The organism is Paraburkholderia sp. (assembly GCF_036488795.1).
Classification (GTDB): domain Bacteria; phylum Pseudomonadota; class Gammaproteobacteria; order Burkholderiales; family Burkholderiaceae; genus Paraburkholderia.
On record NZ_DASXHA010000084.1, the window covers coordinates 1 to 22106 of the forward strand.

The following is a 22106-nucleotide window of genomic DNA, read 5'->3' on the forward strand; positions in this document are numbered from 1 at the left end:
GGCCCGAAAACTCGAGCATGGCCGGCCAGAACAGCGTGTGGAAGTACAGAATGTCTTTGCCGATGAAGTGGTACTGCTCGGCGGTCGAGCCCTTGCGGATCCATGCGTCGAAATCGATGCCGCGCTGGTCGGCAAGATTCCTGAAGCTCGCGTAATAGCCGACCGGCGCGTCGAGCCACACGTAGAAGTACTTGCCGGGTGCGCCGGGGATCTCGAAGCCGAAGTACGGCGCGTCGCGCGAGATGTCCCAGTCGGCGAGTTTCGCTTCGCCCGCGTCGCCGAGCCATTCGCGCATCTTGTTGGTGGCTTCCGGCTGCGCCAGACCGCCCACCCAGCCACGCAGGAAATTCTCACAGCGCGGATCCGACAGGCGGAAGAAGTAATGCGTCGAGGTCTTACGGATCGGCGTGGCGCCCGACACCACCGAGTAGGGGTTGATCAGTTCGGTGGGCTGGTAGGTCGAACCGCACACCTCGCAGTTGTCGCCGTACTGGTCTTTTGCGCCGCACTTCGGGCATTCGCCCTTGATGAAGCGGTCCGGCAGGAACATCTCCTTGACCGGGTCGTACGCCTGTTCGATATCGCGCGCTTCGATCAGCCCCGCGTCCTTGAGCGCCGTGTAGACGGATTCGCTCAGGACGCGGTTCTCCTCGGAGTCGGTCGAATAGTAGTTGTCGAAGGAAATGCCGAAGCTGTCGAAATCGCGCTTGTGTTCCTGCCAGACGCGGTCGATCAGCTGCTTCGGCGTGATGCCTTCCTTTTCGGCGCGCAGCATGATGGGCGTGCCGTGGGTGTCGTCCGCGCCGACGTAGTAGACCTCGTGACCGTGCATTCGCAGCGTGCGGACCCAGATGTCCGTCTGGATATATTCGACCAGATGGCCAATATGGATTTGCCCATTCGCATACGGAAGGGCCGACGTGACGAGAATCTGGCGACGGCCTGACGGCGCGCTTGCGGAAAGACCGGTTGCGGGTGCTGACATAGGGATAGTGAGGGCTTGCGCAGAGACGAAACTTCGATTCTAGCAGGGCGGCCGAGGCCAGCGGGCGTGGCTTGACTGGCTTGGGACGGAGCATCCGGACGCTTGCGTCCCAGCGAGGGGAAACGATGGTTGCGTTGAACCGGCACCAAAAAAAACCGGGGCTAATGGGCCCCGGAGCAACAACGACAAGAGGAGAATGGTGCCGTGACGGCATAGCCAGCCACGTACCGTAAAGACAGACAGCGGATTTTCGGGAGAGTTCGAAAAATTTTTCGATTCGCTGCTCCCGGGCCGACTCCGGTTTTCCATTGCGGCGTGGGCGGCCCACAGGCCGCCCACGCACCATCCTCACCCCTGATTAACCGTTGTTGTGCTGTGCGGTCGCGCGCAGGAAGATTTCCACGCGGCGGTTCGCGGCGCGGCCGGCTTCCGTGTTGTTGTCGGCAACCGGATTGTTCTGACCCATACCTTGTGCAGACAGGCGCTGCGGATTGATGCCGCGCTGGCCCAGATAGCCGGTGACGGCCTCCGCACGGTTGACCGACAGCGTCTGGTTATAGGCCGGTTGACCCGTGCTGTCCGTGTAACCGACCACTTGCGCGATCACCTCGGGGTTCTGCGTGAGCGTCTGGGCCAGCTGGTCCAGCACCGGCGCGAACGACGGCTTGATCGCATAGCTGTTCGTGTCGAACGTGACCGAGCTCGGGATGTTCAGCTTGAGCGAACCGTCCGGCTGCTCGGTAATCTGCGTGCCGGTACCCTTGGTGGCACCCGACAGTTTGTTGTGAATGTTTTGCCAGTTATAGCCGGTAATGCCGCCGACCGCCGCGCCGACGCCCGCACCAATCGCCGCACCCTTGCCGCCGCCGAAGATCGCCCCGAGTGCCGCCCCTGTGCCGGCTCCGACACCCGTGCCGACTGCCGTATTCGTGCCTTGCTGGGTGGCACAGCCTGCCAGCAGCGAGCCGGCAACTGCGAAGACCGCCAGGCGGGTCATGATTTTTGCGTTCATTTTTGCTTTCCTCTTGATTATTGAAGCGGGTCGACCTTGGCGGAGACCTCGCTGCCGCTCCGACAGTGAAGAAGGGTCTTCCGGCAAGGCTTGGCGCCAGCCACTACAATGATGACTGAAGTACACAGCGATGCGACCCTATGGCCTGCTGCTGCCGAAGGGTGCCCGGCAAGGCTTTTTTTCGCAATGCCGCATAACAATTTTTTTCAATTTCCGGCTGACGGCCGAAGCTTCGATTCCGCCGCGCCGCAAGTGTTCCCCACGGAGTTTCAATGAGCATTGATCGGGCATTGGTCGACGCCGCCCTTGCGGCCGTCGCTGACCCCAACACAGGACGTCCGTTCGCAGCCGCGAAGAGCCTCAAGAACGTCACGGTGGATGGTGCCACGGTTAGCGTCGAGGTGGTACTCGGCTATCCGGCCAAACGTCAGTTTGAAGCGGTCCGCGAGCGGGTCGCGGACGCGTTGCGCGCCGTGCCGGGAGTCGCCGAAGCGCGCGTGGAAGTGTCGCAGCAGATTGCGGCGCACACGGTGCAGCGGGGCGTGAAACTGTTGCCCAATGTGAAGAACATCATTGCCGTCGCGTCGGGCAAGGGCGGGGTCGGCAAGAGCACGACCGCGGTGAATCTCGCGTTGGCGCTGGCGAGCGAAGGCGCCTCGGTCGGGGTGCTGGACGCCGACATCTACGGCCCGTCGCTGCCCATGATGCTCGGCATTCAAGGCCGCCCGGAATCGCCGGACGGCCAGTCGATGAACCCGATGCATGGCCATGGCGTGCAGGCCAACTCGATCGGCTTTCTGATCGAGCAGGACAACCCCATGGTGTGGCGCGGCCCGATGGCCACCTCGGCGCTCGAACAGCTGTTGCGGCAGACGAACTGGCAAGACCTCGACTACCTGATCGTCGACATGCCGCCGGGCACCGGCGACATCCAGTTGACGCTGTCGCAGCGCGTGCCGGTGACGGGTGCGGTGATCGTCACGACGCCGCAGGACATCGCGCTGCTCGACGCCAAGAAGGGCCTCAAGATGTTCGAGAAGGTCGGCATTCCGATTCTCGGAATCGTCGAAAACATGAGCATGCATATCTGCTCGAACTGCGGTCACGAAGAGCACATCTTCGGCGCGGGCGGCGGCGAGCGTATGGCGCAGGAATACGGCGTGGACGCGCTCGGCAGCCTGCCGCTCGACATTGCGATCCGCGAGCAGGCCGACTCCGGCAAGCCGACGGTAGTGGCCGATCCGGAAGGGCGTGTCGCGGAGATTTACCGGACAATTGCCCGCAAGGTGGCGATTCATATTGCCGAGCGTGCCCGCGATATGACCTCGAAGTTTCCGAATATCGTTGTCCAGAACACCTGAGCAAGCGCTCTGAACGTGGGCGAAGGCGCAAATCTGCGTCTTCGCTCGCGGTATCATGTCGACTTCATCAGGTTCGGCTCGGCGACCGCAGGGGCGGCCGGCGGTCGACAAGAGGATCGCATGGGAAAACGAATCGACGGGCAGGCGGTGCATGCGTTCATCGTCCTGGCTGCCAGCAGCCTGCTGTTATGCGGCTGCACTACATTCCTGAGACCACAGGAGAAACGCGCTGACGCTCAACTGCTGCCCACCGTGGGGAATCAGGCGCGCGGACTGGTCACTTTCATCGAACGCTCCGACGGCGTGCAGGTCACCTACAACCTGTCCGGCTTGCCGCCCGATAGCGACCATGCACTGCAGGTGCATGAGCGCGGCGACTGCAATTCGGCGGACGGCTCGGCCGCCGGCGCGGTCTTTGCCCCGGCAGCTGAGCGGCTGAAGATGGGTACACGGGTGGAAGGCGACCTCGGCAATATCCACGCGGATTCGAACGGCGTGGCCACCGGCTTTATCGTCGCACCCGATGTTTCGCTCGACGGCATCCGGTCGGTCCTGCAGCGCTCGGTCCTGCTGCATCGCGATGCTTCCGATCCTTACGCATGGCCGCAACACGGCGCCGGTGTGCCGCTCGCGTGCGGGGTCATCCACCAGTAGCAGCGTAACGGCGGCGCGCTTCAGCAATGCCGCAACCTGACTGCTGCAAGCCGGACCGTTTCGCCGCGCCGCGGCAAACTGCAGCGGCCCAGCAGTGACCCGGCAGCGACCGGTGCGGCACAGAACCGCAGTGCTGAACGGGCATCTTAACGGCACCCGGTCGTCCTCCGGCATCCGCCATTCGGCATACTTGCGGCAGCTTTGCGCTGATCGCGTAAAATAAGCGCCTTTCGTCCGGCAGCACCCGGCCCCGCGGGCCTCGTGCAGCACTTCACCCCGTATTCACCCGGCAAGCCGCGTTCAACTATGACCATCAAATCCGACAAGTGGATCCGCCGTATGGCTGCGTCGCACAACATGATCGAGCCGTTCGCGCCCGACCAGGTGCGCGTCTCCGAAGACGGCCGGAAGATCGTCAGCTACGGCACGTCGAGCTACGGCTACGACATTCGTTGCGCCGACGAATTCAAGATCTTCACGAACATCAACTCGACCATCGTCGACCCGAAGAATTTCGACGAAAAGTCGTTCGTCGATTTCAAGGGCGATGTCTGCATCATCCCGCCGAATTCGTTTGCGCTGGCGCGCACCGTCGAGTATTTCCGCATTCCGCGCAGCGTCCTGACCGTGTGTCTCGGCAAGTCCACGTATGCGCGCTGCGGCATCATCGTCAACGTGACGCCGTTCGAACCGGAATGGGAAGGGCACGTGACGCTGGAATTCTCAAATACGACACCTTTGCCTGCGAAAATCTACGCGAACGAAGGCGTCGCCCAGGTGCTGTTTTTCGAAAGCGACGAGATTTGTGAAACGTCGTACGCGGATCGCGGCGGCAAATATCAAGGTCAGCACGGCGTGACGTTGCCCAAAACGTGACGCTCGCAGCGCACTGACCCACCCGGAAATACAGGTGACCGCTGCTCTTTACCAAAGAAGACAGCGGTCGTTCCTTTTGGAGAATCGTCCATGAAGTTTCGTTTTCCCGTCGTCATCATTGACGAAGATTTCCGCTCCGAGAACATCTCGGGTTCTGGCATCCGGGCTCTCGCTGAAGCAATCGAGAAAGAAGGCGCGGAAGTGCTCGGGCTGACGAGCTATGGCGATCTCACCTCCTTCGCGCAGCAGTCGAGCCGTGCGTCGTGCTTCATCCTGTCCATTGACGACGACGAACTGCTGCCCTACGTCGACAACGTCGTGGTGGAAGGCGAAACGCCGGAACTGGCTGCGGCGATCGTCGCGCTGCGCGCGTTCGTGACGGAAGTGCGCCGCCGCAACGCCGACATTCCGATCTTCCTGTACGGCGAAACGCGCACCTCGCGCCACCTGCCCAACGACATCCTGCGTGAGCTGCACGGCTTCATCCACATGTTCGAGGACACGCCGGAGTTCGTCGCGCGCCACATCATCCGCGAAGCCAAGGTGTATCTGGATTCGCTCGCACCGCCGTTTTTCAAGGAGCTGGTGCAGTACGCGGAAGAGGGCTCGTACTCGTGGCACTGCCCGGGGCACTCCGGTGGCGTGGCGTTCCTGAAGAATCCGCTTGGCCAGATGTTCCATCAGTTCTTCGGCGAGAACATGCTGCGCGCGGACGTCTGCAACGCAGTCGACGAACTCGGCCAGCTGCTCGATCACACGGGTCCGATTGCGGCCTCCGAACGCAATGCCGCGCGCATTTTCAGCGCCGACCACGTGTTCTTCGTGACCAACGGCACGTCGACCTCGAACAAGATTGTCTGGCACGGCACGGTCGCCCCGGGCGATATCGTGCTGGTGGACCGTAACTGCCACAAGTCGATCCTGCACGCCATCACGATGACCGGCGCGATTCCGGTGTTCCTGACGCCTACCCGCAATAACTTCGGCATCATCGGCCCGATTCCGCGCAGCGAATTCGAGCCGGAGAACATCCGCAAGAAAATCGAGGCGAATCCCTTTGCCCGCGAGGCGATGGCGAAGAATCCGAACCTCAAGCCGCGCATTCTGACCATCACGCAGAGCACGTACGACGGCGTGATCTACAACGTCGAGATGATCAAGGAAATGCTGGGCGACTGGCTCGACACCTTGCACTTCGACGAAGCGTGGCTGCCGCACGCCGAATTTCACTCGTTCTACCAGGACATGCATGCAATCGGCGCGGGGCGTCCGCGCATCGGCGCACTGGTGTTCGCCACGCACTCCACGCACAAGCTGCTGGCCGGCATTTCGCAGGCTTCGCAGATCGTCGTGCAGGACTCGAAGAACAGCCGCTTCGACAAGCATCGCTTCAATGAGGCGTATCTGATGCACACGTCCACCAGTCCGCAGTACGCGATCATCGCGTCGTGCGACGTGGCGGCGGCAATGATGGAAGCACCTGGCGGCACCGCGCTGGTGGAGGAATCCATCGCTGAAGCGCTGGATTTCCGCCGCGCCATGCGCAAGGTCGACGCCGAATACGGCGACGACTGGTTCTTCCAGGTCTGGGGCCCGGAAGAGCTGGCCGAAGAGGGCATCGGTTCACGCGAAGACTGGATGCTGCGCCCGAACGACCGCTGGCACGGCTTCGGCCCGCTCGCCGAGAATTTCAACATGCTCGACCCGATCAAGGCGACCATCATCACGCCGGGGCTCGACGTGGACGGCGACTTTGGCGAATCGGGCATTCCGGCGGCGATCGTCACGAAGTATCTGGCCGAGCACGGCATCATCGTCGAGAAGACCGGGCTGTATTCGTTCTTCATCATGTTCACGATCGGCATTACCAAGGGCCGCTGGAACTCGATGGTCACCGAGTTGCAGCAGTTCAAGGACGACTACGACAACAACCAGCCGCTGTGGCGCGTGCTGCCCGAGTTCGTGGCGCATCACCCCATGTACGAGCGCATCGGCCTGCGCGATCTCTGCGAGCAGATCCACAGCGTGTACCGCGCGAACGACATCGCGCGTCTGACCACCGAGATGTACCTGTCGAGCATGGAGCCGGCCATGAAGCCGTCCGAAGCGTTCGCCAAGCTGGCGCACCGCGAGGTGGATCGCGTGCCTATCGACGAACTGGAAGGGCGCGTCACGTCGATTCTGCTCACGCCGTATCCGCCGGGCATTCCGCTGCTGATCCCGGGCGAGCGCTTCAACAAGACCATCGTCAACTACCTGCGTTTTGCGCGCGAGTTCAACGAGCGCTTCCCGGGCTTCCATACGGATATCCACGGGCTGGTGGGCGAGACGATCAACGGTCGCATCGAGTACTTCGTCGATTGCGTGCGCGGCTGACAATGGCACGGTTGCAACAGACCGGCAGCGGCAGCGTCTGGCTGCGTGCCGCCGCCGCTACCTTGACGGCGCTGACGCTGGGGTTGGCGGCGCCGTCTGGCGCGCGCGCCGAAGTCGCCGCGGCCGATCCGATCGACGCGGCGATGCGCACCTGTCTCGCGCGTAGCGACATGTCGTCGACGGCAGGGCAGTTGCAGTGCACGCAAATGGCCCGGCTGGGCTGGCTGGCGGCCATGAATGTGGCCTATCAGCAGCTACTGACGAAGCTGCCGCCCGCGCAGCAGAAGGCGTGGGAGACCAGCCAGACGCGCTGGCAGGCCTCGCGCGAGGCGCAGGCGCCGTTGTTCGACGCGGTCTTCGCGACCACGCAAGGCACGGCATACGAGCTGGCCGAGGCGGACCTGGAACTGCAGCCGGCCCGCGACCGCGCCCTCGCGCTGCGCAGCGCGGTGGCGCAGACGGGTGCCGGTGCGGCCACCCCGGTGCGGCCGCGCCCGTGTTCCGCCGACGCACTGTGCGAACACGCCACCTTCGATTTGAACCGCTACTACCACCGTCTGCAGGTGAAAATGCCGGCGCGCGCGCGGCCGACTCTGGTGCACGCGCAACGGGCGTGGAATGCGTACCTCGAAGCCGCGACCACGGTGACCGACGAGCGCGGCCGGGTCGATATCATCGGCGCACGGGTCGCCACGCTCAAGCGCCTGTCGGAGACGGTCGGCAATCACTGAGGCACCGTGCCCTGCCGGTAGGACCGTGCGCTTACGGCGGCGGCCCATTGCCGGTCTGGTTGCCGGCCCGCGGCATCACGTCACCAGATACCCCTCATCCTGCGGCCCGGGAATGATCAGAGCGGGCTCGCCCAGCAGATCGCGCGTGGCGTCCTCAATAGAGACCGACATCATGCCGAGCGCGAGGTCGTTTTCGTCGCTGCCGAACGGGTCTTCGAGTTGCGAAGCAATCGCTTCGTGCGCCATGAACGCGTAGGCTACGAACGTCGAGAACACCGGCGTGAAGATACCGATGCTATCCACGAGACCGAACGGCAGCGCCGCACAAAAGAAGTAGACGGTGCGGTGGATCATCACCGAATAGGCGAACGGCAGTGGCGTCGAGCCGATACGCTCGCAGCCGCCGATCACATCCGCTAGCGCGTCCAGATTGCGATCGAAGGCGAGCACGGCCATCGAATCGATTGCGCCGGCGCGCGCATGGCGCTGCACCCATTCGCCGAGCGACAGCATCAGCGTAGACGGCCGGTAGCGCGACGCCATGACACGTTCCACCAGGGGCGCGGGCAAGCGTGCAGCGAGGTCCTCCCGCGGATCGGTCTTGCGCAACTGATGGCGCAGCGCGTGCGGCAGTGTGCCAAGTATCTGAACGAAGGCGCGGATTTCCGCCGCTTCGAGCGACTCGCGCGGCAAGGTGAGCGCCTGGCGGGTCATCGAACGTGCGATGTTGAGCAGGTGACCCCACAGCTTGCGGGCTTCCCACCAGCGGTCGTAGCTGGCGTTGTTGCGAAAGCCGAGGAAGACCGCCAGCGCGATGCCGATCAGCGAAAATGGCGTCGTGCCGAGGCTGACCGTGATCTTGAGGATATGGTTGTGGACAGCCAACGCGACGAGCGAGATGCAGAAGATCAGCAGAAGCCGCGGCAGCAGACTGGGCAGCACCGAGCCGCGCCAGGCAAGCAACATGCGGAACCAGTGCAGGTGGGGACGAATGATCATGAGTGTTGGAGGCGTCGGTCGGGTGGTTTTTTATTATCGCCGCGATGAGGTGCCGCGCGGAAGATGGGCGCTTGTGTCACGCCGTCGCCGAGGGCGCGGCAGCCATCCGCACGAGCTCGACTGCTACGGCTTCCAGCGGTACATCATGACCTTGCCGCGGGCGTCTTCCTCGACGAATACCAGATACTCGCCGTCGCTGCGCCGGTAGGCGCTCACACCGTTTGGCACGTCGACCCAGCCCGACGTGCGGCCCACCTCCGGACCCGGCCGGATCACACCGACTTCGACGCCCGTGTCCTTGTCCAGCACATGCACGGCGCCGGTCACGGACTCCACGAGGAACACATACTGGCCTTCCACGGTGATGCTGTTGGTCGTCACGCCCGGCTTGGTCTGCGTTTGCCACGGGACCGTGACCGTGTATCGCGGAGTGGGTTTGCCGCGCGACCAGTGATCGTAGCGCACGAGGACCCGGCCGACTTCTTTCCAGAAGCGCACGTCGTACGGCATGTCGGCGGTATAGCCGGTGGCGTAGAGCGTGTCGGTCTCGGGGATGTAAAGGGTCCGGTGCAGGTCGGTGAACGGCGGCGGCACCGGATACACCGTCATGTCCGCATATGAGTAGATGGGGTTGCCGTACTTGTCGAGACCGCCGAAGCGAAACCGGTAGATGCCCTTCGAGTAGAGCGCGTGCCAGATATCGCCGGCGGAGTCGACCCACCAGCCCCAGCCGCCGGCCATCGGCGTGCCGGTGGTGTTGGGGGCGAATTCGGCGGCATCGAATTTGCCGTCGCCATTGCTGTCGCGCCAGATCCATTCGCCGCCGGGCGGCGCATTGGGCACATGGGCGACGCCCGCCGCGCTGGTCGCGACGAAGCAGGAAGGAATCGCTGTTTCGCCGACGCGCGCGGCATCGAAACGGTAGATTTTCAGGTGGTCCGCATACATGTCCGTCAGATACAGAAACGTGTGGCCTTTGAGCTGGCGGGCGATCGGCATGCCCGGCCACGGATCTGTATTGAAGGTGGGGTCTTGCGGATACCTGAAACGGTTGCTCAGGAATCCGGCATATTTCCAGTCCTGCCCGGATGGTTTCGACAGATCCAGTTCGAAGCGCTTGTTGCCCGTGTACACGCTGTCGGGCCGCGCGGGATCGATCCATGCGCCGTCCACGAACAGCAGCCCCTGCACCTGCCAGCGCAGCTTGCCGTCAGGCGCGTAGCTTTCCAGCGTGGCGAACAGGCCGGCGCCGTCCGGCGACACGTTGATGCCCAGACCGTTGTTCGACACGTAGACGTTGCCCTGCGCGTCGACACCCACGCCGGTCAGGCCGTTGAAGCGCTGCGGCCCGGGCCGTCCGGAAACGCCCGAGAAGATGCCACCGGGTTCGCCGAGCGTGCCATCCGCGGTGTAGCGGCCATCGCCTTGCCGGGCGAAAAACAGCACCTGCTGACGGGGACCGTTATCCGCGATCAGCACCCGGCCTTGCGGGTCGACGGCGACGTCCACGGCGATCGTGTCCGCGGGCAGCGGCAACGCGTCGTCGAGACGTTGACCGCTCGCCGAGTAATGCACGACGCGCGGATGCTTGCCGGTGCGCGTCCCGGTCAGTGCCCACACGGTGCCGTCGGGCGCCACTGCGAGACGGCCGGGCTCGGGCGCGTTCCACGTAGCTTTGCGCTGCATCGATTGGGCGTCGTATACCTCGATGCGGTTGTTCAAGGGGTTGGCCACATACAAGGCCGTGTCGTTCGCAGCGAGGCCGCCCACGCCGGCGTCCCGGGTGCCGTCCACTACATCGTTGATGGTCAGGAAGGACGCGCCTAGCTGTTCGCGCGGATTGGCGGCGTTCACCACGGGCCGAAACGGCGCGCTGCGGCTCGGGTCGCTGATCTGGCGGCGCGATACGCCATACCACTGGCGTCCCTTGGGTGGCCAGATGCCTGGTGCGACGAGACTGCCGCTCAGGCTGTCGACCGTCACCGCAATGAACACGCAGTGCTGATTGACGGCGACGGCATTGCCGCCGAAGTTGCCCCAGCCGTGCGTGTCGCCGGCACGGCCGAGCATCTTGCCGTCCTGATAGATGCCCGATTCGGCGCCGCTCTCGTCCCACACCGAATTGGTGTACACCTTGCCATCCGGCGCAACCGCGATCGCGCTGATGTCGATCTGCGTCCACATGCCGTCGCCGTAGCCGAACGTGTTGCCGATCCATGAGGTCTTGACGTTCAGCAGCGTCTCAGCGGAGACGTCGCTAGTCAGCAGGCCGCCCAGCAGGCAACCCAGCAGGAACAGGAGCGGCAGAAAGCTGAGACTGAGGAGGCCGCTATCGGGCGCTGTGTCCGTAGCAGGCAGACGTGTGTGCATAAGGAGGATCCAATGGCCCAATTTCAGCAACCCGGCCAATCTAGACCACCTTGCCCCTCGGGGTATGTCTCGCACACCACAAAACGCGAATAGCGGGGGCGCGATGTGCAAAAAAATAGGCGAACCTGGGTGGGGTTCGCCTGTTTTTCCTGTGTCTGGCGTCTGGCGCCAGAGGTTCATGCAGGCATCACGTCAACAGAGCCCGGGCAGCCTTCACCGCGGCGCGAACCTGTTCAGGCGCCGTGCCCCCCGGATGATTCCGGCTGGCAACCGAGCCTTCCAGTGTCAGATATTCAAACACGTCCTCGCCGATCAGATGCGCGACATTCGGCAGTTCGCTGCGCATTTCGTCCAGCGTCAGATCCGCCAGATCGCAATTGCGGTCCACGCAAATCCGCACTGCATGCGCCACGGCTTCGTGCGCGTCGCGGAACGGCAGGCCGCGCTTGACCAGATAGTCGGCCAGATCGGTCGCCGTCGAGAAGCCCTGCAACGCCGCTGCACGCATGGCTTGCGGCTTCACGGTGATGCCCGCCACCATTTCGGCAAAAATCCGCAGCGTGTCGGCGACCGTATCCACCGTGTCGAACAGCGGTTCCTTGTCTTCCTGATTGTCCTTGTTGTACGCGAGCGGCTGACCCTTCATCAACGTCAGCAGTGCCATCAGATGGCCGTTCACGCGGCCGGTCTTGCCGCGCGCCAGTTCCGGCACGTCGGGGTTCTTTTTCTGCGGCATGATCGACGAGCCGGTGCAGAAACGGTCGGCCAGATCGATAAAGCCGACGCGCGGGCTCATCCACAGCACCAGTTCTTCCGAGAAGCGCGACACGTGGGTCATCACCAGTGCGGCAGCGGCCGTGAATTCGATGGCGAAGTCGCGATCCGATACGGCGTCCAGCGAATTCGCGCAAATGCCGTCGAAGCCGAGTGTCTTCGCCACCGCGTGACGGTCGATCGGGTAGCTCGTGCCGGCCAGCGCCGCCGCGCCCAGCGGCAGACGGTTCACGCGGGTGCGGCAATCGCGCATGCGTTCGGCGTCGCGCGAGAACATTTCGACGTAAGCCAGCAGGTGATGGCCGAACGTGACCGGCTGCGCGACCTGCAAGTGCGTGAAGCCCGGCATGATGGTTTCGGCGTTCTGCTCGGCCAGATCGAGCAGGGCGGTGCGCAAGTCCTTCAGCAAGCCGCCGATCCGGTCGATTTCGCCGCGCAGCCACAGGCGGATGTCCGTCGCCACCTGGTCGTTGCGGGAACGGCCGGTGTGCAGGCGCTTGCCGGCATCGCCGATCAGCGCCGTCAGGCGCGCTTCGATGTTCAGGTGCACGTCTTCGAGATCGAGTTGCCACTCGAATTCGCCACGTTCGATTTCACCCTTGATCTGCGCCATACCTCGCTGGATGGCCGCCAGGTCGTCGGCGCCGATGATCTTCTGCGCGGCGAGCATGGCGGCGTGCGCGAGCGAGCCCTCGATGTCGACCAAGGCCAGACGTTTGTCGAAGAAAACCGACGACGTATAGCGTTTGACGAGCTCCGACATCGGTTCCGAGAAGCGAGCCGACCAGGCTTCGCCTTTTTTGTGCAGTTGGGACGTCATGGTGTGGATGGGCAGTGAACCAGCGGTGAAGAGGCCATGGGCGGTGCGGGCCGCCAATGCGAACAGGACAGCGATTTTAACATCCGGCGGCGTGCGGACTGCACGCAGCGCCGCAAGGCGTGCGGCGACAGGCCGCGGCGCGGCTACTCGCGCACCAGCACCACCAGCTTCAGATCTTCGCGATGCGCCGGCTTGAACGTGATCTGGTCGTACACCACGCGGCCGTCGCGCGGGTGGTTGAATTCGCGCCGTCCGCCTTCACGCTCGCCCACGTCTTGCGAGGCCCAGAAGCGTGCGAAGGCGTCGCTGCTGCTGGTCAGCGTGTCGATCAGGCCGCGCGTGGGCGCGTCGTTCAGGTGCCGGATCGAGTCGGCGCGAAATTCGGCGGCCAGCCGCCGCGCGCGCGCTTCCCAATCGACGATCAGCGCGCGCGCTGTCGGCTCGGTGAAGGTAAAGCGCAGCAGATTGCGGTCGTGATTGCCGTCGAGCCAGCCCACGAACAGGTCCGCTGCACGCTCGTTCCAGGCCAGCGCGTTCCACTGACGGTCCAGCACGTAAGCCGGTGCGCTGACCAGTTGAACGGTTTCGAGCAGCGTGGCGGGAGCGTCCGCGGCGGCCGGATCGGGTTCGGCCGGGTCGCGCTGAGCGGCCAGTTCGAACAGATAGGCCCGCTCGGCGCGCGACAGTTGCAACGCGACGGCGATGCGCGCGAGCGCATCCGCCGAGGCGGAGACCGGCCGACCTTGCTCGATCCACGTGTACCAGGTGGGGCTCACGCCGCACAACTGGGCGACTTCCTCGCGCCGAAGCCCCGGCGTGCGGCGCCGCGGCCCGGGCGGCAGGCCGACCGCCTGCGGCGAGAGCCGCTCGCGATGGGCACGGATGAAATCGCCCAGGGCGTGCGCGGGGGTTGCATCGAGCGGAGGCGGGGACGAATCGGCGGAGGGCGGCGTGCTCATTGGAATCGACAAAGGGGGTGCAGGGTAGTGTGATAGATACCAGAATAACTGCTGAACGTGTACCGGTACAGGACGCGTTCTATTGTAGCGAGTGGAACGGTTCATGGGCGCCCGTGATCGAGAGCCGGGTGTAGCCAGCGTGAGGGCATGCGACGCGGCGTCGCTATGCATCCGATCCCGAAAATACAGGCCGTTGCCATCCTGCTATGCTTTGGACCGCTTATTAATCAGGAGCACTCCTAGCATGGTTCGAAGGTCCTTTTTGGCGGTCTTGCTTGCGTCGCCGCTCTACGTGGCGGCGCAGAACAGCAGTCACAACTATTACCTTTATCGCGGCACGACACTGCCGCGTGCAGTCTCATCGGACCCATTCGGCCCGCGGCCTGATGGCGACAAACTGAGCGGCAGCGCTTTCGAGGGATCAACTGCCAATATGTCACGTGAAGGCAAGCGCAGCTACGACCTACGCGCCCAGTCCGAACTCAAGGCGTATCGAGCGGGCGGTGGCGAAAACGACGCCCCTCAACTCAAGCTAAACATCCCGCCGCGCGAAATGCCGGCGTTGGTGACGGAGTAATTCGTCGCTGGCGCCGGTTTGAACCTGATCTGGGACGAGTCGGCGGAGAACGGCATGCTCATTGGAATTGGCCACGCGCCGCAGGGTGGTGCTGCATATACCAGAATGATTGCTTAACTTGTACTGGTACAAGACGAGTTCTATTGTAGCGACTGGAACGGTTCATGGGCGCCCGTGCTAGCTGATAGGCGTCGAAGCCGCCCAGTCTGCCGTTACCTCTTCGCCACGCCGCACCACGTCCAATAAGGGAGCATCCCATGAAGCATCACGATCAGGTCGCCGACGCTTTCGGCTCGACCGCCGCCGCGTATTTGACGAGCCACGTACACGCCACCGGCGCGGATCTGCAGACGCTCGCGGCGTCCGTTGCCGCGACGCCGGGTGCCGCCGTGCTCGACATGGGCTGCGGCGCGGGGCACGCAAGCTTCGCCGTCGCGCCGCACGCGCAGACCGTGGTCGCTTACGACATCGCGCCGCAAATGCTCGCAACCGTGGCCGCAGCCGCGCAAGAGCGTGGCTTCGACAACATTCGCACGCAGCAGGGCGCGGCCGAAAAGCTGCCGTTCGCGGATGCATCGTTCGATTGGGTCGTCAGCCGCATGAGCGCGCATCACTGGCACGACGTGCCCGATGCGCTCGCCGAAGTGCGCCGCGTACTGAAGCCGGGCGGCCGCGTGTTGTTCATCGATATCGCCGGCATCGATCATCCGCTGCTCGATACGCATATCCAGGCGATCGAAGTGCTGCGCGATGCGTCGCATATTCGCGACTATCGTGCGGACGAGTGGCTGGCATTGTTCGCGGCAGCGGGTTTCAAGGCGACCATTCGCGAGCGCTGGCGTCTGCCGATCGAATTCGCTTCGTGGGTCGCGCGCATGCGCACGCCGGAGCCGCGCGTCGTCGCCATCCGCTCGCTGTGGACTGGCGCGCCGGACGAAGTGCGCCAGTATTTCGAGGTGCAGGAAGACGGCTCGTTCAAGCTCGACGCGCTGATGATCGAAGCGTATTGAATGCGTCGGAGGCACACGTCGGCCGCATAAAAAACGCTCCAGATTGCGAGGCAATATGGAGCGTTTCAAATTGAAGCTTGTACACGGTAGAACGTCTGCTGGACCCAGCCAGCCGTATCAACCCGTATTGCGCAAGCCTGCCGCAATCCCGTTGATGGTCAGGTGAATCCCGCGCCGCAAGCGTGCGTTCGTGTCGCCAGCGCGGTAGCGCTTCAGCAATTCCACCTGCAAGTGATTCAGCGGATCGAGATACGGGAAGCGGTTCTTGATCGAACGCGCGAGCAGCGGGTTATCCGCGAGCCGCTCGGTCTTGCCGGTAATCTCGGAGAGCACCTTCGAGGTGCGTTCCCATTCCGCGACGATTCGCTCGAACACATGCTTGCGCAGCTTCTTGTCGGTCACGAGCGCCGCGTAGCGTGACGCCACCGCGAGATCGGTCTTCGCCAGCACCATGTCCATATTCGACAGCAGGTTGGCAAAGAAGGGCCACGTCTTGTGCATTTTCTTGAGCAGCGCGAGACGGCGTGAACGTTCGGCGTCGGACGGCGCGCGGTCCAGATGCGCGGCCACCGCGCTGCCGAAGCCATACCAGCCGGTCAGCAACAGACGGCATTGCCCCCACGAGAAGCCCCACGGAATGGCCCGCAGATCTTCGATCTTGCGCTGCTTCGGATCTTGCAGCTTGCGCGACGCCGGACGGCTGCCGATGTTCAGTTCGGCGATTTCGCTGATCGGCGTGGATTCGAAGAAATATTCCTTGAAGCCGGGTGTCTCGTAGACCAAGGCGCGGTACGAGGCCATGGCGGCATCGGACAACTGCTGCATGGTTTCCTCGAACACCGGCAACTGCGCCGGCGTGTTGCCGTGCGGCAGCAGCGACGCCTCGAGCGTGGCCGCGATCACCGTCTCGAGATTGCGCCGGCCGATTTCCGGATTGCCGAACTTGCTGGCAATCACCTCGCCCTGTTCGGTCAGGCGGATCTGACCGTCCACCGTGCCCGGCGGCTGCGACAGGATGGCCTGATAGGTCGGGCCGCCGCCGCGTCCGACTGTGCCGCCACGGCCGTGGAACAGGCGCATCGTCACGCCGCGTTCGTTGAAGAGCGCGACGAGCGCCAGCTCGGCACGGTATAGCTCCCAGTTCGAGGTCAGGAAGCCGCCGTCCTTGTTGCTGTCCGAATAGCCGAGCATCACTTCCTGCTCGCCGCCCTGATGTTCGATCAGCGAATCGACGCCTGGCAGCGCGATCAGATCGCGCATGATGTGCGACGCGTTTTGCAGATCGGGGATGGTTTCGAACAGCGGGATCACCATCAAGCCGGCCTTGGCCGGCTCGTTGGGGTCGCCCAGACGTCCTTGCAGCAGCCCGGTTTCCTTTTGCAGCAGCATCACTTCCACCAGATCGCTGACGGTTTCCGTGTGCGAAATGATGTAGTTGCGCACGGCACGCGCGCCGAATTTTTCGCGCGTCACGCGAGCCGCTTCGAGCACGCCGAGTTCGCTCTTCGCGAGGTCCGAGTACTCCAGATACGGCGAGCGCAACAGACGCGGCTGCGCGAGTTCGCTGAGCAGCACGCGCAGCTTGTCCGCCTCGGGCAGCGCGGCATAGTCGTCTTCGACGCCGGCGCGCTTGAGCAACTCGGCAATCACCGCTTCGTGGATGTCTGAACTCTGACGCAGGTCGATGCTGGCGAGGTGAAAGCCGAACACTTCGGCCGCGCGCGCGAGCGGCGACAGGCGCGGCGCCGCGAGCGATGCGCCATGATGCTCGGCGAGCGAGTCGATCAGCACATGCAGGTCGCGCTCGAATTCGGCGGCGTCCTCGTAGGGCTGGGCGCGCACGGGGGCCGCGCCGCGACCGGCGCTGCGCAGCGGCACGGCGCCTTCGCCAAGACGCACCCGCGCGCTCGCCGCGAGCCGCGTATAGATGCCGATCAGCGCGCGCCGATACGGCTCATCCACGCGATGCGGCGACTGGTCCGGCGAGGCCGCGGCCAGCGCCTTGAGCGCGTCGCTGGCGCCCGTCAGCAGATTCGACACCGATAGCTCGGCGCCCAGCTTGTGCACCTGTTCCAGATAGTGCTCGAAGATCACCGCGGCCTGGCGCGTGATCGCGTCTTCCAGCGTCGCGGCGCTCACGTTCGGATTGCCGTCGCGATCGCCGCCGATCCAGCTGCCCATCTGGAAGAAGGGCGGCAGGCGCGCGTCGAGGCCGTGCTCGGCGAGCGCGGCTTCGATATCCGCATACAGCGCGGGGATCTCTTCGAGGAAGGTGGCGCGGTAATACGACAGCGCGTTTTCGATTTCGTCGGCCACCGTCAGGCGCGCGTCGCGCAGCATCCGCGTTTGCCACAGCGAGGTGACCCGGGCGCGCAGCAGCGATTCGTTGTGCGCGCGTTCGCGCTCGGTGAGCGGCTGGTCGCGTTCGGCCAGCAGACGGGCAATGTCGTGCTGCGCATCCAGAATGCTCTTGCGCTGCACCTCCGTGGGATGCGCCGTCAGCACGGGCACGATCAGCGCTTCGTTGAAAAACTGCTGCAGCACCGGCGTGGCGGCGGCGTTGGCTTCCATCAGCCGTTCGAGCGCGTATGCCATCGTGCCGGCCTGCGACGCCGAACCGGCCAGTGCGTGAATCCGGTGGCGGCGGTTGCGATGCCGGTCCTCCGCGATGTTTGCCAGATGCGAGAAATAGCTGAATGCACGCACCACACTGACCGTTTGCTCCGGACTCAGTGAACGCAGCTTCTTTTCGAGCGTCTGCGCGGCCGCGCTGTCGTCTTCGCGGCGAAACCGAACGGCGGTCTGGCGGATGGTTTCCACCACGTCGAATACCGCGTCGCCTTCCTGCTCGCGCACGACGTCGCCCAGCAACCGTCCCAGATAGCGGATGTCCTGGAAGAGCGGCTGGTCTTTGTCTTCACGCGTGCGGCTGGCGGATTTCGGCGCGGGCGTCGCCGCTGCGCCATTGCCGTTGCCATTGGCGCTCGATGCCGGCTGATTAACGCTGGCCTTGATTCGGGTTTTGGCCGGTTTGCCGGGTTTCACCGCCTTGTCCGCCTTGTCCGCTTTGTCGGCCTTCACGGTTTTGGCTGCCTTCACGGCCTTGGCGGCTTTGACGGTTTCAGTGACCTTGGCCGCCTGGACGGCGGCGCGTTTGGCGCCGGCGCGCGGTGCGGAGGGAGCGGCGGCGGGGGCGACAATGGGCGCACCGGCAGAACCGTTGAGCGATGCAGTGTTGCGGCGGGCAGGGCGCGCCGATCCGGAAGACGTCACGATGGGTTTCCTCAGGGAAGCCAGGGTCTGTTGATAGATGAACTGCTGCTACTTGGCGAATTGCGCGCGAACTGCATGTATGGCACGTGAGCGCGCACGCTGGAGAGGATAGGCCCATGGATCGCATGGCGCGCCGCATTGCATCATCCCGCATGCGGCCTTCAGGCGCGCGCACGATCGTGCGTGAATCAGCGGCTTGTGCTGCGCCGTACCCGGACTGGGCCTGTCTCCTCCAGCATACGCGCGCCACCATGGCCATCAGGCCGATAAAGACTGGCTGGGGCGCGTGCTAACATTGTTTGTTATTACCTCCCGTTATCCACTGTCCTTGCAATGAACTCCGAGACGCCTTCCGCGCCACCTCCCTCCACTTTGGTCATCGCTTCGCGGGAAAGCCGCCTTGCGATGTGGCAAGCGGAGCACGTGCAGTGTGCGCTGCAACAATTATATCCATCTTGTGACGTAAAAATCCTTGGGATGACGACACGTGGCGATCAAATTCTCGATCGCACACTTTCGAAGGTGGGGGGCAAGGGCCTCTTCGTGAAGGAACTGGAGAGCGCGCTGGCCGAAGGCCGCGCCGATCTGGCCGTCCATTCGCTCAAAGACGTACCCATGGAACTGCCGTCGGGTTTCGAGCTGTCCACCATCATGGAGCGCGAAGACCCGCGCGATGCGTTCGTCTCGAACACCTATGACTCGCTTGCCGCGCTGCCGGCCGGCAGCGTGGTGGGTACCTCCAGCCTGCGCCGGGAAGCGATGCTGCGCACGCGCTATCCGCAACTGGTCGTGCAGCCGTTGCGCGGCAATCTGGATACGCGTCTCGCGAAGCTCGACCGCGGCGACTATGCGGCGATCATTCTGGCGGCGGCCGGGCTGAAACGGCTGGGTCTTGCCGATCGCATCCGCGCCTTGCTCGATCCGGACGACAGCTTGCCGGCCGCAGGGCAAGGTGCGCTCGGCATCGAAATTCGCGCCGGGCGTCCCGAGCTGGCCGCCTGGCTCGCGCCGCTCAATCACATGCCGACGGCGCTGGCTGTCGAAGCCGAGCGGATGGTGTCGCGCGCCCTGGGCGGCAGCTGCGAGGTGCCGCTCGCGGCATATGCCACATGGCAGGGCGGCGCGCTGCATTTGCGCGGCGTCGTCGCGACGCCGGACGGTCAGCGGGTCCTGAGCGCGCAGGGCTCAGCGCCCGCAGCCACCGTCGAAGGTGCCGTTCAGCTGGGCCGCGAAGTCGCGGACGCGCTCGAAGCCCAGGGTGCAATGGATATTGTCCGCTCGCTCAGCACTTCGAGCGGTCCGGCGACTGGCGCGTGATGGCGGCGGATACAGGCGGCAACTCATCTTCGCACGCGAGCGGCCGCGCGTCGTACACGGTCGTGATTACCCGTCCGGCGGGGCAGTCGGACGCGCTCATCGCGCAGCTGGCGGCAGCGGGCGTCGCGGCGCTGCAGTTTCCGCTGATCGCCATCACGCATGCCGAGGACCTGGGGCCGCTGCATGCGGCACTGGCCTCGCTCGAACGTTACGCGCTGGTGGTGTTCGTCTCGCCGAACGCGGTCGACTACGCGTTTGGCCAGTACAAGGCAATCTGGCCGCATGCGTTGCCGGTCGGCGTCGTGGGGCCGGGCAGCGTCGCCGCGCTGGCGCGCCATGGCGTCGAGGCGCCGGCGTATCAGGTGATCAGCCCGAGCGCCGAGGTCGATGACGAAGCGGCGCGCTTCGATTCCGAGGCGCTGTTTGCCGCCATCGACGCCAGGCTTGGCGCCGCCTCGCTCGAAGGCAAGCGCGTGCTGATCGTGCGGGGCGACGGCGGCCGCGAATGGCTGGCCGAGCGGCTGCGCGAAGCCGGTACCGAAGTGGAAACAGTCGCGGCGTACCGGCGGCTCGTGCCGGAACCCACGGTGGGCGCATGGGCACGGGTGCACACCCTGCTGGAAGGCGAGCCGCACGCGTGGCTCGTGACCAGTTCGGAAGGCGTGCGCAATCTCGACGAGCTGGCGCAGGAACATCTGAACGCCGGCGAAATCGCCCAGCTAAAACGCGCCGCGCTCGTGACGCCGCATCCACGTATCGCGCAGACCGCGCGGGGACTGGGTTTTGATAGCATTACAGTGTCCGGCGCGGGCGATGAGCGGATTGCCCGTGCCCTGCTTGCCGCCATACCTCCCGTTGTTCAACCGGTACAGACCAACCCGGCTCACTCACGCATGACTGAATCGAACGCTTCCACGAACGCTTCACCCCAGCCGGCTGCAACCACCGCGTTGCCGCCCAATCCCCCCTTCACGCCCTACGAAGCGCAACAGCCGCGCCGCAGCGCGAGCGGACCGCTGCTGTGGCTTGTCGTCGTGGTGATCGCCTGTGCCGCAGGCGTGGGCGGCGTTGCGCTGAATCGCAAGGTCATCCGGCTCGATCAGCAGTTGACGCAGCGTCAGCAGGCCAACGACGCGCAAACCGCCGCGCTGGGCGTGAAGACGGATCAGGCGGTGGCAACGGTTCGTCAGCTCGATACCCAGCTGTCGCAACTCGACGGCAAGCTGGCCGATGCCCAGCAGGCCCAGCAGGCACTGCAACAGCAATACGCGGACCTCGCGCGTACGCGTGACGACTGGACCCTTGCCGAAGTGGGTCAGATGCTGTCGGCGGCGAGCCAGCAGTTGCAACTGACCGGCAACACCCAGCTCGCATTGTTCGCGCTGCAAAGCGCCGATACGCGCCTTGCTGCCTCTGACGGCGCCCAGGTGGTGGCGGTGCGCAAGGCTATCGCGCAGGACATCGACAAGCTGAAGTCCGCGCCGTCCACCGACCTGACGGGCCTCGCCATCAAGCTCGACAACGCGATCGACCAGGTCGACGCGCTGCCGCTCTCCGGCGAGGCGCTGACCGTGCATGCCACACCGCATGCGGCCGCGCCGCAAGACACCGCGAAGGTGGCGGCCGTCACCGGCGAGCCGCGCTGGAAGGTGTGGTGGCGCGAGTTCTACACGGGCATCGGCCAGCAATTGACGAGTCTCGTGCAGGTGCGCCGCATCGACAATGCCGACGCGATGCTGGTGACACCGGACCAGGGCTACTTCGTGCGTGAGAATCTGAAGCTGCGTCTGTTGTCGGCGCGTCTCGCGCTCCTCTCGCGCAATCAGACCACCCTCAAGTCCGACCTGCATGCCGCGGACGCCGCGCTCGCGCGTTACTTCGACAACGCGTCGAAACAGACGCAGACCGTGCGCGGGCTGGTGAAGGACGTGGACGACGGCTCGGCAGCGGTGGACGTGCCGAACCTGAATACGAGCCTGCAGGCCGTCAATCAATACCGGAGCCGGGGTTAA

Annotated in this window: 16 protein-coding genes; 9 read left to right on the plus strand and 7 right to left on the minus strand. The window is 64.4% G+C overall.

The window, feature by feature from the left end; all coding sequences use genetic code 11:
• Together metG and VGH41_RS11115 are read right to left on the minus strand one after the other, a co-directional pair.
• Window positions 1–985, minus strand: a 985-nt coding sequence (metG, locus tag VGH41_RS11110) for a methionine--tRNA ligase (RefSeq protein WP_331597468.1), incomplete at its 3' end; no start/stop codon positions are given.
• A 358-nt stretch (window positions 986–1343) separates the two neighbouring features.
• Complete coding sequence (locus VGH41_RS11115) at window positions 1344–1997, minus strand: OmpA family protein (RefSeq protein ID WP_331597469.1); 654 nt, start codon at window positions 1995–1997, stop codon at window positions 1344–1346.
• 272 nt (window positions 1998–2269) lie between these two features.
• On the opposite strand from VGH41_RS11115, the gene apbC reads away from it, so the two are divergent.
• The 5 genes from apbC to VGH41_RS11140 all read left to right on the plus strand — a co-directional run bounded on the left by apbC (window position 2270) and on the right by VGH41_RS11140 (window position 7995).
• On the plus strand, window positions 2270–3358 hold the full coding sequence (gene apbC / locus VGH41_RS11120) for an iron-sulfur cluster carrier protein ApbC (RefSeq protein ID WP_331597470.1): 1089 nt from the start codon (window positions 2270–2272) through the stop codon (window positions 3356–3358).
• Between the two features lie 120 nt (window positions 3359–3478).
• A complete protein-coding gene (locus VGH41_RS11125) occupies window positions 3479–4012 on the plus strand; it encodes a superoxide dismutase family protein (RefSeq protein ID WP_331597471.1) in 534 nt (177 codons plus the stop codon).
• Window positions 4013–4318: 306 nt separating this feature from the next.
• Window positions 4319–4888, plus strand: coding sequence for a dCTP deaminase (gene dcd / locus VGH41_RS11130; protein WP_012432068.1), 570 nt, complete (start codon window positions 4319–4321; stop codon window positions 4886–4888).
• A 90-nt stretch (window positions 4889–4978) separates the two neighbouring features.
• Complete coding sequence (locus VGH41_RS11135) at window positions 4979–7264, plus strand: arginine/lysine/ornithine decarboxylase (RefSeq protein WP_331597474.1); 2286 nt, start codon at window positions 4979–4981, stop codon at window positions 7262–7264.
• Window positions 7265–7266: 2 nt separating this feature from the next.
• Window positions 7267–7995: a lysozyme inhibitor LprI family protein gene (locus VGH41_RS11140; protein ID WP_331597475.1), complete on the plus strand. Its 729-nt coding sequence runs from the start codon at window positions 7267–7269 to the stop codon at window positions 7993–7995.
• A 75-nt stretch (window positions 7996–8070) separates the two neighbouring features.
• On the opposite strand, the gene VGH41_RS11145 is transcribed toward VGH41_RS11140, so the two are convergent.
• The 4 genes from VGH41_RS11145 to VGH41_RS11160 all read right to left on the minus strand — a co-directional run bounded on the left by VGH41_RS11145 (window position 8071) and on the right by VGH41_RS11160 (window position 13917).
• Window positions 8071–8994: a bestrophin family protein gene (locus tag VGH41_RS11145; protein ID WP_331597476.1), complete on the minus strand. Its 924-nt coding sequence runs from the start codon at window positions 8992–8994 to the stop codon at window positions 8071–8073.
• 123 nt (window positions 8995–9117) lie between these two features.
• Window positions 9118–11364, minus strand: coding sequence for a hypothetical protein (locus tag VGH41_RS11150; RefSeq protein WP_331597477.1), 2247 nt, complete (start codon window positions 11362–11364; stop codon window positions 9118–9120).
• Window positions 11365–11551: 187 nt separating this feature from the next.
• A complete protein-coding gene (argH, locus tag VGH41_RS11155) occupies window positions 11552–12958 on the minus strand; it encodes an argininosuccinate lyase (RefSeq protein WP_331597478.1) in 1407 nt (468 codons plus the stop codon).
• 143 nt (window positions 12959–13101) lie between these two features.
• A complete protein-coding gene (locus VGH41_RS11160) occupies window positions 13102–13917 on the minus strand; it encodes a helix-turn-helix transcriptional regulator (RefSeq protein WP_331597479.1) in 816 nt (271 codons plus the stop codon).
• A 244-nt stretch (window positions 13918–14161) separates the two neighbouring features.
• Here VGH41_RS11160 and VGH41_RS11165 point away from each other — a divergent pair, with 244 nt between their 5' ends.
• Window positions 14162–14494: a hypothetical protein gene (locus tag VGH41_RS11165; RefSeq protein ID WP_331597480.1), complete on the plus strand. Its 333-nt coding sequence runs from the start codon at window positions 14162–14164 to the stop codon at window positions 14492–14494.
• A gap of 257 nt (window positions 14495–14751) precedes the next feature.
• Window positions 14752–15504, plus strand: a complete 753-nt coding sequence (locus VGH41_RS11170; protein WP_331597481.1) for a class I SAM-dependent methyltransferase — start codon at window positions 14752–14754, stop codon at window positions 15502–15504.
• 117 nt (window positions 15505–15621) lie between these two features.
• Here VGH41_RS11170 and ppc read toward each other — a convergent pair whose 3' ends face one another.
• Complete coding sequence (ppc, locus tag VGH41_RS11175; protein ID WP_331597482.1) at window positions 15622–18777, minus strand: phosphoenolpyruvate carboxylase; 3156 nt, start codon at window positions 18775–18777, stop codon at window positions 15622–15624.
• 333 nt (window positions 18778–19110) lie between these two features.
• Here ppc and hemC point away from each other — a divergent pair, with 333 nt between their 5' ends.
• Entirely contained in the window at window positions 19111–20094 is a 984-nt protein-coding gene (hemC, locus tag VGH41_RS11180) for a hydroxymethylbilane synthase (protein ID WP_331597483.1), read from the plus strand.
• Window positions 20094–22106: a fused uroporphyrinogen-III synthase HemD/membrane protein HemX gene (gene hemDX / locus VGH41_RS11185; RefSeq protein ID WP_331597484.1), complete on the plus strand. Its 2013-nt coding sequence runs from the start codon at window positions 20094–20096 to the stop codon at window positions 22104–22106. Before hemC ends, hemDX begins: the two co-directional genes overlap by 1 nt.

Bases quoted from the DNA above. Each gene is read 5' to 3' on its own strand.
- VGH41_RS11115 (WP_331597469.1), bottom strand. From the start codon at position 1,997: ATGAACGCAAAAATCATGACCCGCCTGGCGGTCTTCGCAGTTGCCGGC.
- apbC (WP_331597470.1), top strand. From the start codon at position 2,270: ATGAGCATTGATCGGGCATTGGTCGACGCCGCCCTTGCGGCCGTCGCT.
- VGH41_RS11125 (WP_331597471.1), top strand. From the start codon at position 3,479: ATGGGAAAACGAATCGACGGGCAGGCGGTGCATGCGTTCATCGTCCTG.
- dcd (WP_012432068.1), top strand. From the start codon at position 4,319: ATGACCATCAAATCCGACAAGTGGATCCGCCGTATGGCTGCGTCGCAC.
- VGH41_RS11135 (WP_331597474.1), top strand. From the start codon at position 4,979: ATGAAGTTTCGTTTTCCCGTCGTCATCATTGACGAAGATTTCCGCTCC.
- VGH41_RS11140 (WP_331597475.1), top strand. From the start codon at position 7,267: ATGGCACGGTTGCAACAGACCGGCAGCGGCAGCGTCTGGCTGCGTGCC.
- VGH41_RS11145 (WP_331597476.1), bottom strand. From the start codon at position 8,994: ATGATCATTCGTCCCCACCTGCACTGGTTCCGCATGTTGCTTGCCTGG.
- VGH41_RS11150 (WP_331597477.1), bottom strand. From the start codon at position 11,364: ATGCACACACGTCTGCCTGCTACGGACACAGCGCCCGATAGCGGCCTC.
- argH (WP_331597478.1), bottom strand. From the start codon at position 12,958: ATGACGTCCCAACTGCACAAAAAAGGCGAAGCCTGGTCGGCTCGCTTC.
- VGH41_RS11160 (WP_331597479.1), bottom strand. From the start codon at position 13,917: ATGAGCACGCCGCCCTCCGCCGATTCGTCCCCGCCTCCGCTCGATGCA.
- VGH41_RS11165 (WP_331597480.1), top strand. From the start codon at position 14,162: ATGGTTCGAAGGTCCTTTTTGGCGGTCTTGCTTGCGTCGCCGCTCTAC.
- VGH41_RS11170 (WP_331597481.1), top strand. From the start codon at position 14,752: ATGAAGCATCACGATCAGGTCGCCGACGCTTTCGGCTCGACCGCCGCC.
- hemC (WP_331597483.1), top strand. From the start codon at position 19,111: ATGAACTCCGAGACGCCTTCCGCGCCACCTCCCTCCACTTTGGTCATC.
- hemDX (WP_331597484.1), top strand. From the start codon at position 20,094: ATGGCGGCGGATACAGGCGGCAACTCATCTTCGCACGCGAGCGGCCGC.